Annotated in this window: 13 protein-coding genes; 7 read left to right on the top strand and 6 right to left on the bottom strand. The window is 72.7% G+C overall.

Annotated elements, in window-relative coordinates:
* Positions 1-181: 181 nt before the first annotated feature.
* The 7 genes from ACZ6S8_RS24045 to ACZ6S8_RS24015 all read left to right on the top strand — a co-directional run bounded on the left by ACZ6S8_RS24045 (position 182) and on the right by ACZ6S8_RS24015 (position 6,572).
* On the top strand, positions 182-484 hold the full coding sequence (locus ACZ6S8_RS24045) for an urease subunit gamma (protein ID WP_469459074.1): 303 nt from the start codon (positions 182-184) through the stop codon (positions 482-484).
* A 15-nt stretch (positions 485-499) separates the two neighbouring features.
* On the top strand, positions 500-811 hold the full coding sequence (locus tag ACZ6S8_RS24040; protein WP_469458890.1) for an urease subunit beta: 312 nt from the start codon (positions 500-502) through the stop codon (positions 809-811).
* Complete coding sequence (locus ACZ6S8_RS24035; protein ID WP_469458887.1) at positions 804-2,525, top strand: urease subunit alpha; 1,722 nt, start codon at positions 804-806, stop codon at positions 2,523-2,525. The genes ACZ6S8_RS24040 and ACZ6S8_RS24035 overlap by 8 nt, the downstream gene beginning before the upstream one ends.
* A gap of 16 nt (positions 2,526-2,541) precedes the next feature.
* Entirely contained in the window at positions 2,542-3,216 is a 675-nt protein-coding gene (locus ACZ6S8_RS24030; protein WP_469458885.1) for an urease accessory protein UreF, read from the top strand.
* Positions 3,217-3,256: 40 nt separating this feature from the next.
* Positions 3,257-3,943, top strand: a complete 687-nt coding sequence (gene ureG / locus ACZ6S8_RS24025) for an urease accessory protein UreG (RefSeq protein WP_469458883.1) — start codon at positions 3,257-3,259, stop codon at positions 3,941-3,943.
* Positions 3,940-4,725, top strand: a complete 786-nt coding sequence (locus ACZ6S8_RS24020; protein ID WP_469458880.1) for an urease accessory protein UreD — start codon at positions 3,940-3,942, stop codon at positions 4,723-4,725. Before ureG ends, ACZ6S8_RS24020 begins: the two co-directional genes overlap by 4 nt.
* A gap of 182 nt (positions 4,726-4,907) precedes the next feature.
* Positions 4,908-6,572, top strand: a complete 1,665-nt coding sequence (locus ACZ6S8_RS24015) for an alpha/beta hydrolase (protein WP_469458878.1) — start codon at positions 4,908-4,910, stop codon at positions 6,570-6,572.
* A 60-nt stretch (positions 6,573-6,632) separates the two neighbouring features.
* On the opposite strand, the gene ACZ6S8_RS24010 is transcribed toward ACZ6S8_RS24015, so the two are convergent.
* The 6 genes from ACZ6S8_RS24010 to ACZ6S8_RS23985 form a co-directional block, all read right to left on the bottom strand.
* On the bottom strand, positions 6,633-7,343 hold the full coding sequence (locus tag ACZ6S8_RS24010) for a lysophospholipid acyltransferase family protein (protein ID WP_469458876.1): 711 nt from the start codon (positions 7,341-7,343) through the stop codon (positions 6,633-6,635).
* A 339-nt stretch (positions 7,344-7,682) separates the two neighbouring features.
* On the bottom strand, positions 7,683-7,841 hold the full coding sequence (locus ACZ6S8_RS24005) for a hypothetical protein (protein WP_167536860.1): 159 nt from the start codon (positions 7,839-7,841) through the stop codon (positions 7,683-7,685).
* 32 nt (positions 7,842-7,873) lie between these two features.
* Entirely contained in the window at positions 7,874-8,830 is a 957-nt protein-coding gene (locus ACZ6S8_RS24000) for a cytochrome c oxidase assembly protein (protein WP_469458874.1), read from the bottom strand.
* Between the two features lie 89 nt (positions 8,831-8,919).
* Positions 8,920-9,948, bottom strand: a complete 1,029-nt coding sequence (locus ACZ6S8_RS23995; RefSeq protein WP_469458872.1) for a 6-phosphofructokinase — start codon at positions 9,946-9,948, stop codon at positions 8,920-8,922.
* Positions 9,949-10,152: 204 nt separating this feature from the next.
* The gene (locus ACZ6S8_RS23990; RefSeq protein WP_386531170.1) at positions 10,153-10,881 is read right to left on the bottom strand and encodes a type 1 glutamine amidotransferase; all 729 of its coding nucleotides are present in this window, start codon (positions 10,879-10,881) and stop codon (positions 10,153-10,155) included.
* A gap of 19 nt (positions 10,882-10,900) precedes the next feature.
* Positions 10,901-12,139, bottom strand: coding sequence for a MurT ligase domain-containing protein (locus tag ACZ6S8_RS23985; protein ID WP_469458871.1), 1,239 nt, complete (start codon positions 12,137-12,139; stop codon positions 10,901-10,903).
* Positions 12,140-12,208: the final 69 nt, after the last annotated feature.

Genomic DNA, 12,208 nt, shown 5'->3' with positions numbered 1-12,208 from the left:
CGTTCGACCGCCAATGATCACCCATCATCCGGTAAAGCGGCGGTGGTCGGGACGGAAAGCCTTTCCCCGCGTTGGGCAAGACATGCTTGGCCCGGATATGAGGTGGTCAACAAGGTGTTGACGCCCAGTACCGTTCGGCCCGGCGCGATGTCGATCTTGTCCTGGAAGCCTGGTGATAGCTGTGCAACTGACACCGCACGAGCAGGAGCGACTGCTCATCCACGTGGCCGCCGACGTGGCGGCGAAGCGGAGGGCGCGCGGGGTGCTCCTCAATCACCCCGAGGCGATCGCCCTGATCACCTCGCACCTCCTCGAAGGCGCCCGCGACGGGCGGACGGTGGCCGAGCTGATGGCCTCCGGCCGCACCGTCCTGCAGCGGGGCGAGGTCATGGAGGGGGTCCCCGAGATGATCCACGACGTCCAGGTCGAGGCGACCTTCCCGGACGGCACCAAGCTCGTCACCGTCCACGATCCGATCGTCTGAGGAGGAGTACCCGCCATGATCCCCGGCGAAATCGCCTACGGGGACGGTCCGGTGCGCCTCAACGAGGGCCGCCCCGTCACCCGTCTCACCGTGCTCAACGCGGCCGACCGGCCCGTCCAGGTCGGCTCCCACTACCACTTCGCCGAGGCCAATCCCGGACTCGACTTCGACCGGGCCGCCGCGCGCGGGCTGCGGCTGAACATCGCCGCCGGGACCGCCGTCCGCTTCGAGCCCGGCATCCCGGTCGCCGTGGAGCTCGTACCCCTGGGCGGGCTGCGCGCCGTACCGGGGCTGCGCGGGGAGACCGGAGGGCCGCTCGATGGCTGAGATCTCCCGCCAGGTGTACGCCGACCTCTTCGGGCCGACCGCCGGTGACCGGATCAGGCTGGCCGACACGGACCTCTTCGTCGAGATCGAGCAGGACCTCAGCGGCGGTCCCGGACGGGCCGGCGACGAGGCCGTCTTCGGCGGCGGCAAGGTGATCCGCGAGTCGATGGGTCAGGCCCGCACCACCCGGGCCGAGGGCGCCCCGGACACCGTGATCACCGGCGTGGTCGTCCTCGACCACTGGGGCATCGTCAAGGCCGACCTCGGCATCCGCGACGGCCGCATCTGCGGCATCGGCAAGGCCGGCAACCCCGACACCATGGACGGGGTCGAGCCCACGCTCGTGATCGGCCCCGAGACGGAGATCATCGCGGGCAACGGGAAGATCGTCACCGCCGGCGCCGTCGACGCGCACGTGCACTTCATCTCCCCGACCGTCATCGAGGAGGCCCTCGTCTCGGGCATCACCACCCTCGTCGGAGGCGGTACCGGACCGGCCGAGGGCACCAAGGCCACCACGATCACCCCCGGCCCCTGGCACCTGGCCCGGATGTTCGCCGCCCTGGAGGCCTACCCCGTCAACATCGGCCTGCTCGGCAAGGGCAACACGATGTCCCGCGAGGCCATGCACTCCCAGCTGCGCGGCGGGGCGCTCGGGTTCAAGATCCACGAGGACTGGGGGGCGACCCCGGCCGTCATCGACGCCTGCCTCGGAGTCTGCGACGAGACCGGGGCCCAGCTCGCCATCCACACCGACACGCTCAACGAGGCCGGGTTCGTCGCCGACACCCTCGCGGCCATCGGCGGGCGGACCATCCACTCGTACCACACGGAGGGTGCGGGCGGCGGGCACGCCCCGGACATCATCACCGTGGTCTCCGAGCCGAACATACTGCCCAGCTCCACCAACCCGACCCGGCCGCACACCGTCAACACCGTCGAGGAACACCTCGACATGCTGATGGTCTGCCACCACCTCAACCCCGCGGTCCCCGAGGACCTCGCCTTCGCCGAATCCCGCATCCGGCCCTCGACGATCGCCGCCGAGGACGTTCTGCACGACCTCGGGGCCATCTCCATCATCTCCTCCGACTCCCAGGCCATGGGGCGGGTCGGCGAGGTCGTCATGAGGACCTGGCAGACCGCCCACGTGATGAAGAGGCGCCGCGGCTTCCTGCCCGGCGACGGACCCGCCGACAACCACCGGGCCCGCCGCTACGTCGCCAAGTACACGATCAACCCGGCCGTGGCCCAGGGGCTCGCCCGCGAGATCGGTTCGGTCGAGACCGGCAAGCTCGCCGACCTCGTGCTGTGGACCCCCGCCTTCTTCGGGGTCAAGCCCGAACTCGTCATCAAGGGCGGCCAGATCGCCTACGCCCAGATGGGCGACGCCAACGCCTCCATCCCCACCCCGCAGCCGGTCCTGCCCCGCCCGATGTTCGGCAGCCTGGGACGCGCCCCCGGACTGAACTCGCTCAACTTCACCGCGCAGGCCGCGCTCGACGACGGCCTCCCCGAACGGCTGGGCCTCGCCAAGCGGTTCACCGCCATCGAGAGCACCCGCAAGGTGGGCAAGGCGGACATGCGCAACAACGACGCCATGCCCCGGGTCGAGGTCGACGCGGACACCTTCACCGTCACCATCGACGGCGAGGCCGTGGAGCCGGCGCCCGCGGCCGAACTGCCCATGGCGCAGAGATACTTCCTGTTTTGAGAGGGGGCCTGCTCCGATGAGCCTCGCCGCGCTGCTCGTCCTCGCCGACGGACGCTTCCCCGCCGGGGGCCACGCCCACTCCGGCGGGGCCGAGGCCGCCTGCAAGGCGGGCCGCATCCACGACGCCGCCACCCTGGAGGACTTCTGCCGGGGCCGGCTGCACACCGCCGGACTCACCGCCGCCGGACTCGCCGCGGCCGCCGCCCTCGGGCTCGACCCGGCCGTACTGGACGACGCCGCCGACGCCCGCACGCCCTCGCCCGCCCTGCGCACCGCGGGCCGGCGCCTGGGCCGGCAACTGCTGCGGGCCGCCCGGGCCACCTGGCCGTCGCCGGAACTCGACGCCCTGGCGGCCGCCTTCCCGCGCGGAGCCCACCAGCCCGTCGTCCTCGGGCTCACCGCCCGGTCGGCCGGCGTCGGGCCGGACGGCGCTGCGCTGGCGGCGGCGTACGAGAGCGTCGGCGGGCCGGCGACCGCGACCGTGCGGCTGCTGGGCCTGGACCCCTTCGAGGCGAGCGGGGTGCTGGCCCGCCTGGCCCCCGAGCTCGACGCCGTCGCCGCCCTGGCGGTGGCGGCCGCCCTGCGGGCCCGCACGGACGGCACGGACGCCCTGCCCGCGGCCTCCTCGCCGCTGCTGGACATCGCGGCCGAGGTCCATGCCGACTGGCCGGTACGCCTCTTCGCCTCCTGAACGCCGCCCCGTACCCCACCGACAACCCAAGGAGACCTCCGTGCACCTCGACCACGGCGTGACCTACCCCCGGCGCCACACCCACAGCGCCGAGCCCGTCCGCGCCGACGGCACCCGCCGCGCCCTGCGCATCGGCCTCGGCGGCCCCGTCGGCTCCGGCAAGACGGCCACCGTCGCGGCCCTGTGCCGCGCCCTGCGCACCGAACTGTCCATGGCGGTGGTCACCAACGACATCTACACCCGGGAGGACGCCGAGTTCCTGCTCCGCGAGGCCGTCCTGCCGCCCGAGCGGATCACCGCCGTCGAGACCGGAGCCTGTCCGCACACCGCGATCCGCGACGACATCTCCGCCAACCTGGAGGCCGTCGAGGAGCTGGAGGAGAGCGTCGGCCCGCTCGACCTGATCCTCATCGAATCCGGCGGGGACAACCTCACCGCGACCTTCTCCAGGGGGCTCGTCGACGCCCAGGTCTTCGTCATCGACGTGGCCGGCGGCGACGACATCCCGCGCAAGGGCGGTCCCGGCGTCACCACCGCCGACCTCCTGGTCGTCAACAAGACCGACCTCGCCCCGTACGTCGGCTCCGACCTGGACCGGATGGCCCGGGACGCCGCCGAGCAGCGCGGCGCGCTGCCGGTCACCTTCCAGTCGCTGCGGAGCGCCGACGGAGTGGCCCCGGTGGCGGACTGGGTGCGCGAGCGGATCGCCGCCTGGATCGTACGGTGACCGCCGCGGCCCCGGCCGCCGCCCCGGCGGCGGGTCTGCGGGCCACCGCCCGGATCCGCGCCGCCGCCGACGGGCGGGGCGGCACCGCCCTGCCCCTGCTGGCCGGGGAGGGGCCGCTCGCCCTGCGCCGCACCCGCGCGACGCCCCCCGAGGCCGGGGTCGTCCTGGTCGGCGCGATGAGCGCCCCGCTGGGCGGGGACCACCTCACGGTCGAGGCCGTCGCCGGCCCCGGGGCCCACCTCGGCCTCGGGTCGGCGGCGGCCACCCTCGCGCTGCCCGGCCGCGGCGGCGAGCCCGCGCGGTACGACGTCCACCTCACCCTGGAGGACGGGGCGTCGGTGCGGTGGCTGCCGGAACCCCTGGTGTCCGTGCGCGGCAGCGACCTGCGGGTGCGCACCCGGGTCCGGCTGGCCCCCACGGCCCGGCTGCTGCTGCGCGAGGAACAGGTGCTGGGCCGCAGCGGGGAGGCGCCGGGGCTGTTGCGCAGCCGGCTCGCCGTCACCCGGGACGGCCGTCCGCTGCTCGATCAGGAGGTCGCCTGCGGGCCGGGCGCGCCCGGCGGCTGGGACGGTCCGGCCGGCCTCGCGGGGCACCGGGCGCTGGGCCAGCTCCTCGTGGTGGACCCGGCGTTCGCCACGGCCCCGCAGGCGGCCGCCGTACTGGGGGAGTTCGCCGCGGTGACCCCGCTGGCGGGTCCCGCGGTCCTCGTGACGGTCCTGGCCCCGGACGCCCTGCGGCTGCGCGCGCTGCTCGACGCGGCCCGTGCCGCGTACGGCTGGTGAGGTCCCGACGCGGCGCGATCCGCTCAGCGGTACACGCCTCGCCGGTTATCGGGTTGGCAAAGAACTGCACTCCGCCCTGTCGCCGGGTCCCCGCCAGAGGACAGGATCGCCCTGCACGCCGACGACCGAACCCGACCGATTCCGGCCGCCACCGCGGCACTTGACGCAGGGGGAACAACCACGTGATACGCACCGCGGCGCTGGGGAGCGCCGCCACTCTGATCACCGGCACGCTGGCGGCGAGCCTGCTGCTCGCGCCGACCGCCACGGCCGCCACCGCCGGCCGCGACAACGGGTCCGCGGAGGCGGCCGGCGTACGGATCGCCGCCGCCCGCGCCGCCCGCACCGGTATCGAGTGGAAGGACTGTCCCGCCGACTGGGGCCTGGAGAAGCCCATCCAGTGCGGCTGGGTCAAGGTCCCGCTCGACTACTCCAAGCCGTTCGGCAAGACCATCGAGCTCGCGGTCGACCGGATCGGCAGCACCGGCACCGCGCAGGAGCGCCAGGGCGCGCTCGTCTACAACCCCGGCGGCCCCGGCGGTTCCGGCATGCGCTTCCCGCGCCGGGTCACCACCAAGAGCCCGCTGTGGGTCAACGCCTCCAAGGCGTACGACTTCGTGGGCTTCGACCCCCGCGGCGTCGGCCACTCGGCGCCCATCTCCTGCGTGGACCCGCAGGAGTTCGTCAAGGCCCCCAAGGCCGACCCGGTGCCCGGCGGCGAGGCCGACAAGCGCGCCCAGCGCAAGCTCGCCGCCGAGTACGCGGACGGCTGCAAGGAGCGCAGCGGCGAGATGCTGCCGCACATGACCACGCCGAACACCGCGCGCGACCTCGACGTGATCCGCGCCGCCCTCGGCGAGAAGAAGCTGAACTTCCTCGGCGTCTCCTACGGCACCTACATCGGCGGGGTCTACGCGACCCTCTTCCCGACCCACGTGCGCCGCATGGTCGTCGACAGCGTCGTCGACCCGGACCAGGACAACATCTGGTACGAGGCCAACCTCGGCCAGGACGTCGCCTTCCAGACCCGCTGGAACGACTGGCAGGACTGGGTCGCCAAGAACGACGCCGTCTTCCACCTCGGCACCACCCGCGCCAAGGTCGAGGCGAAGTACCAGGAGCTGCGCGCCACCGCCAAGGCCGACCCGATCGGCGGGGTCGTCGGCCCGGCCGAGCTGATCGGCTTCTTCCAGGGCGCCCCGTACTACGACTCCTCCTGGGTGCCCGTCGCCCAGACCTGGGCCGCCTACGCCGCCGGTGACACGCAGGCCCTGGTCGACGCGATCGCCCCGGACATGTCGGACACGGCGGGCAACGCCGCCGCCGAGAACGGCAACGCCGTCTACACGGCCGTCGAGTGCGCCGACGCCAAGTGGCCGACCAGCTGGGCCAAGTGGGACCGGGACAACAGCAGGCTGCACCAGAAGTACCCGTTCCTGACCTGGTCCAACGCGTGGATGAACCTGCCCTGCGCGACCTGGAAGTCCAAGCAGAGCACCCCGATCGAGGTCGGCGCCAAGCGCGGCCTGGCCCCGGTGCTGATCGTCCAGTCCGAGCGGGACGCGGCCACGCCGTACGCGGGCGCGGTCTCCCTGCACCGCCGCCTCGCCGGCTCGCGCCTGATCACCGAGCAGAACGCCGGCTCGCACGGTGTCACCAGCCTGGTGAACCCCTGCATCAACACCCGCGTCGACGCCTACCTGCTCACCGGCAAGGTGGACGCCAAGGACGTGAAGTGCGGTCCGCACGCGACCCCGGTCGCCCCGGCGTCCGCCGCCGCGAAGTCCTCCGCGCAGGCTCCGGGGTCCGACCTCCCGGCCCGCGAGGAGCTCCCGGCCGTCCGCTAGGCACCGCTCCGGGGGGCGGGCCTCGGGCCCGCCCCCCGGTCCGGACGTACGGGAGGAGGCTCAGCGCGACCGGCGCCGGGCCTTCTTCCGTTCCTCCTCTTCCTCGGCCTTGACGTCGCCCGCGTACCGGTCGACGTACTCCTGGCCGGACAGGCCGAGGATCGCGTACATGATCTCGTCCGTGACGGCCCGCAGGACCGCCCGCTCGCCCTCCAGCCCGGCGTACCGGGAGAAGTCCATCGGCGCGCCGAAGCGGATCGTGACCCGCCGGATCTTCGGGATCTTCTGGCCGGGGGGCTGGATCTCGAAGGTCCCGACCATCGCGCACGGTACGACGGGCACGCCCGCCCCCAGCGCCATCGCGGCCACGCCCACCTTGCCCTTGTACAGCCGCCCGTCGTGCGAGCGGGTGCCCTCCGGGTAGATGCCGAGCAGCTCGTCCTGGGCCAGCACGCCCAGCCCCTCGCGCAGCGCCGCCTGCCCGGCGTTCTTGCCGGAGCGGTCCACGGGGATCTGCCCGGCGCTGCGGAAGAAGGCGGCGGTGAGACGGCCCTTGACCCCGGGGCCGGTGAAGTACTCGGCCTTCGCGAGGAAGGTGATCCGCCGTTTCAGGATCGCGGGCATCAGGAAGTGGTCGGAGAACGACAGGTGGTTGCCCGCGATGATCGCGGCCCCCTCCTCCGGGATGTTCTCCAGGCCCTCGATCCTCGGTCTGAAGAGCAGGCGCAGCAGCGGACCGAGCAGCACGTGCTTGAGCAAGTGGTAGAACACCAGGTCGCTCCTGTCGCCGGCCGGGGCCGGACATGCGGGAATCACGGAAAAGATCCAGTCTAGGGGCCGTCCGACACCCCGTCACGGGGCGGGCACGGACCGTCCGCGGAGGGATCGCACCGGACACCCGGCCCGGCCGCCGCTTCCCGGAGCCGCAGTCGCCCCGCGGAGCGCGCGCAGGGGTCCCGCGGGCCCGCGACCGGGACGTGCGGATCCACCGGAGGGCAGGGGCTCGCAGGGGTTCGCGGGGGTTCTCAGGGCAGGACGGTGCGCACGGGGAACGGGCGCCGGGCCCCGCCGCGGGGGAGCGTCACCGGACGGCGCGCGGCCGTCGGGCGGTCAGGCGCCGCGGGAAGCGGCCATCCCTGCGGTCAGCAGCCCCAGCACCACCCAGCCGAACCACAGCCAGCCGTTGCTGCCGAGGGCCACGGAGTACGCGGCGACGGCCACCAGAGCGGCGAAGGTCGTGACGGCCATCGCCTTAACGGATCCGGTCATGCCCCATGGTCGCGCGCGAAGGCGGTCCCGCGCTACTGGCCACGCGCTTGCAGCGAGGCCAGATACGCGTTGTACGCCGCCAGCTCCTGGTCACCGTCACGGTCGGCGGCCCGGTCGGAGCGCTTCGCGGCCCGCTGCTCGGAGTGGTACCACTGGTAGACGAGCGCGATCAGCACCAGCACCGAGGGGATCTCGCTGAAGGCCCAGGCGATGCCGCCGCCCCACTGCTGGTCGAGGAGCGGGTCGATGCCGAGGGAGGCCGGCGGGTTCGCGTACGTCTTGATCATCGGCTCGCTGGCCATCATCAGGGCGATGCCGAAGAAGGCGTGGAAGGGCATGCCGGCGAAGAGCTCCAGCATCCGCATCACGTAGCCGGGGCGGTGCGGGCCGGGGTCGATGCCCATGATCGGCCAGAAGAAGACGAGGCCGACGGCGAGGAAGTGCAGCATCATCGCGATGTGCCCGGTCCGGCTCTCCATGAGGAAGTCGAAGAGCGGGGTGAAGTACAGGCCGTAGAGGCTGGCGATGAACATCGGGATGGTGAACGCCGGGTGGGTGATCACCCGCATGTAGCGGCTGTGCAGCAGCATGAGCAGCAGCTCGCGCGGCCCCTTGCGACCGCGGGGGGCGGGCGGCAGCGCGCGCAGCGCGAGGGTCATCGGAGCGCCGAGCAGCAGCAGGATCGGGGTGATCATGCTGATCACCATGTGCTGGACCATGTGCACGCTGAACATGACCATGCCGTAGTCGTTCAGCTTGGTGCACATCACCAGCACCACGGTCAGCACGCCGAGGGTGAACGCGACGGTGCGGCCCGGCGGCCAGGAGTCCCCGCGGCGGCGCAGGCGCAGCACGCCCCACGCGTACAGGGCGAGCGCCAGCAGCGAGCCGAACAGGAAGAACGCGTCGAACGAGAACTCCAGCCCGCGCCCGAGAGTGAACGGCGGCAGGTCCATGTTCATGTCCATGCCGTGCCCGCTGTGGTCCATCTGTTCACTCCCTTGACTGTGGCGCCCCACCACAGTAGTGCCGCCCCCGTACGCTCCTGCGCGCGGGGGCGGCGGTAACGGGCATACGGTCACAGAACCGTCTGGGCCTCGGCGTACCGCTCGGCCGGGACCGTCTTGAGGGTCGAGGTCGCCTCGGCGAGCGGCACCATCACGATCTCCGTGCCGCGCAGGGCCGTCAGCATGCCGAACTCGCCGCGGTGCGCGGCCTCCACGGCGTGCCAGCCGAAGCGGGTGGCCAGGACGCGGTCGTACGCGGTGGGCGTGCCGCCGCGCTGGACGTGGCCCAGGATCACGGGCCGGGCCTCCTTGCCCAGCCGGTGCTCCAGCTCCACGGCGAGGCGGTTGCCGATGCCGGCGAACCGCTCGTGGCCGTACATGTCGGTGCCGCCCTCCTCCAGGGCCATCGAGCCGCCCGGGGCGGGCTTGGCGCCCTCGGCGACCACGACGATCGCGAACCGCTTGCCCGCGGAGAACCGCTCGCCGACGATCGCCGTGAGCTCCTCGATGTCGAAGGGGCGCTCCGGCACGACGATCGCGTGCGCGCCGGCCGCCATGCCCGAGTGCAGGGCGATCCAGCCGGTGTGGCGGCCCATGACCTCCACCACCATCACGCGCTGGTGGGACTCGGCGGTGGTCTTCAGGCGGTCCAGCGCCTCGGTGGCCACGCCGACGGCGGTGTCGAAGCCGAAGGTGACGTCGGTGGACGCGATGTCGTTGTCGATGGTCTTGGGAACTCCGACGATCGGCAGGCCCGCCTCCGCGAGCAAGTGCGCGGCCTTCAGGGTGCCCTCGCCGCCGATCGGGATGATCGCGTCGAGGCCGAGGTCGGCGACGTGGCCGCGGGCGCGCTCCACGCCGTCGCGCAGGTGCGCGGGCTGGACCCGGGAGGAGCCGAGGATGGTGCCGCCGCGGGCGAGGATGCCGCCCACCGCGTCGAGGTCGAGCTTGCGGTAGTCCGCCTCCAGCAGACCCTTCCACCCGTCGAGGAAGCCGATCACCTCGTCGCCGTGGTCGACGACGGCGCGGTGTACGACGGAACGGATGACGGCATTCAGACCGGGGCAGTCGCCACCGGAGGTGAGCACACCTATGCGCATGGCAGGAAGAGACCTTTGCAACGTGGGCCGACGACCGGACCACGTCGTCCGGTGGGAACTAAACGTCACCCTACAAGCGGAAGCCGGGTTGGCTGAACCATCCTCCACATGCTGGTCCCGGCCGTGGTGCGAACGCACGTCGGCCCGGCTCCCACCTGGGGGAGCCGGGCCGACGGCGACGTGCCGGGATGCTGCCGCGGGCGCCTAGGCCGGCTGCGTGGCGGCCGAAATGCGCTCGGTGCGCAGCGCCTCGTACCACCGGTCGTCGAGACCCGGCAGCGCGTTCACGTCGAGGGCCAGCTTCAGCAGCAGGTCCGCGACCAGCGGGTTGCGGGCCAGCACGGGGCCGTGCATGTAGGTGCCGAACACCGTGTCGTTGTACGCGCCCTCGGTTCCGTCGCCGGTGCCGTTGCCGCGGCCCATGCTCAGCCGGGCGAACGGCCGTGCGGTGGGCCCGAGGTGGGTGATGCCCTGGTGGTTCTCGAAGCCCGTCAGCTGGGGCAGGCCCAGGCGCGGGTCGATGTCGGCGAGGACGTCGCCGACGCACCGCTCGCCCTCGCCGCGGACGGTGACCACGTCCAGCAGGCCGAGGCCCTCCTGGCGCTGGCCGACGTCGTTGACGAACTCCTTGCCGAGGATCTGGTACCCGGCGCAGACGGAGAAGACGATCGCCCCGTTGGAGACGGCCCGCTCCAGACCGCCGTCGCGCACCAGACGTTCGGCGGCCAGCCGCTGCGGGCGGTCCTCACCGCCGCCGATCAGGTAGATGTCGCCCGAGGTGGGGATCGGCTGGTCGCTGCGGACGTCCACGCGCTGCACGTCCAGGCCGCGCTGGCGCGCCCGGCGCTCCACCACGAGGGCGTTGCCCTGGTCCCCGTACGTGCTCAGCAGGTCGGGGTAGATCCACACCAGACGCAGGCTGTTGTCGCTCATGCTCGTGTCCTTATGGGTACTAGTTGCCGACGCGGCGGCGCACGTCTTGGAAGGCGGTGTAGTTGGCGATCAGCTCGATCTGTCCGGGCGGAGCCAGCTGCACGGCCTCGTCGAGGGTCTCGCAGACGCGGAAGTCCAGTCCCGCGACCTCCAGGCGGACGGCGAGGTCCAGCTTCCGGTCGCCGATCACGAAGATCGGGTGGCCGGCCAGGCGCGTGTAGTCCACGTCCCACAGCCAGGAGGTGTCGGTGCCGTCCGCGCCGCGGGCGTTCACCGACAGGACCACCGGGGTCGGCGGCGGGTCGATGAGCGAGAACGTCTCCAGCCAGCCGGCCGGGTTCTTGGCGAGCAGCAGCCGCACCTCGCGGCCCTGGAAGTTCACCACGTCGTAGCGGCCGGCGACGGCCTGGACCTGGTACATCCGCTCCAGCGCGACCTGCGGCGGGACGCCGAAGACGGCGGCCACGGCGGCCGAGGTGGCGGCGTTCGCCTTGTTGGCGCGGCCGGGCAGCTGGAGGTGGATCGGCCAGGCCGATCCGTGCGGGTCCAGGACGTGGTCGCCGGAGAGCACCCAGCTGGGCGTCGGACGGCGGAAGCCGCACTCGCCGCAGAACCAGTCGTCGCCCGGGCGCTGCATCACGCCGCCGCAGGAGGGGCACGACCAGGCGTCGTCCTTCCACTCCTGGCCGGCCGCGACCCACACCACGTTCTGCGACGAGGAGGCGGACCACACGATCAGCGGGTCGTCGCAGTTCGCGACGATGACCGCCTTGGAGCCCGAGAGGCCCTCGCGCCACTTCTCCGCGAGCATGCGGGTCTCGGCGGCGCGGTCCAGCTGGTCGCGGGAGAGGTTGAGCAGGGCGATCACCTTGGGGGTGACGTCCCGGGCCACTCCGGCCAGGTACTTCTCGTCGACCTCGATGACGCCGTACTTGGCGTCCGAACCGCCCGCCAGCGCCGAGGTGATGCCGGCCGGCATGTTCGCGCCCAGCGCGTTGGAGACGACCGGACCGCTGGCCCGCAGGGCCTCGGCGATCAGCCGGGTCGTCGTGGTCTTGCCGTTCGTCGCGGAGACGAGGACGACGTCGAGATGTTGCGCGAGCGCTCCGAGGAGATCGGGGTCGAGCCTGAGCGCGACCTTGCCCCCGATCACCGATCCGCTTCCGCGTCCCGCGGCCCGCGACACCGCCGCCGCGGCCTTGCCCGCCGTCACGGCCAGCTTGGCCCGCGGCGAAAGCGGCTCCGTGTTGCCTGCCATCGTCCCTTGTCCTCCTTGCGTCGGTCGGCCCCAGCCTATCCAGTCCGTGCCGGAGCCTTGACCGCGGCG

Source organism: Streptomyces sp. NPDC048461 (assembly GCF_055587105.1).
Note: the sequence above shows the minus strand (reverse complement) of the source record. Positions and strands in the feature narration are given on the sequence as shown.

What these genes read in the sequence shown, in the direction of transcription:
- ACZ6S8_RS23995 (WP_469458872.1), bottom strand. Translation starts at nt 9,948, where the DNA reads ATGCGCATAGGTGTGCTCACCTCCGGTGGCGACTGCCCCGGTCTGAAT.
- ACZ6S8_RS23985 (WP_469458871.1), bottom strand. Translation starts at nt 12,139, where the DNA reads ATGGCAGGCAACACGGAGCCGCTTTCGCCGCGGGCCAAGCTGGCCGTG.
- ACZ6S8_RS23990 (WP_386531170.1), bottom strand. Translation starts at nt 10,881, where the DNA reads ATGAGCGACAACAGCCTGCGTCTGGTGTGGATCTACCCCGACCTGCTG.
- ACZ6S8_RS24040 (WP_469458890.1), top strand. Translation starts at nt 500, where the DNA reads ATGATCCCCGGCGAAATCGCCTACGGGGACGGTCCGGTGCGCCTCAAC.
- ACZ6S8_RS24030 (WP_469458885.1), top strand. Translation starts at nt 2,542, where the DNA reads ATGAGCCTCGCCGCGCTGCTCGTCCTCGCCGACGGACGCTTCCCCGCC.
- ACZ6S8_RS24005 (WP_167536860.1), bottom strand. Translation starts at nt 7,841, where the DNA reads ATGACCGGATCCGTTAAGGCGATGGCCGTCACGACCTTCGCCGCTCTG.
- ACZ6S8_RS24000 (WP_469458874.1), bottom strand. Translation starts at nt 8,830, where the DNA reads ATGGACCACAGCGGGCACGGCATGGACATGAACATGGACCTGCCGCCG.
- ACZ6S8_RS24035 (WP_469458887.1), top strand. Translation starts at nt 804, where the DNA reads ATGGCTGAGATCTCCCGCCAGGTGTACGCCGACCTCTTCGGGCCGACC.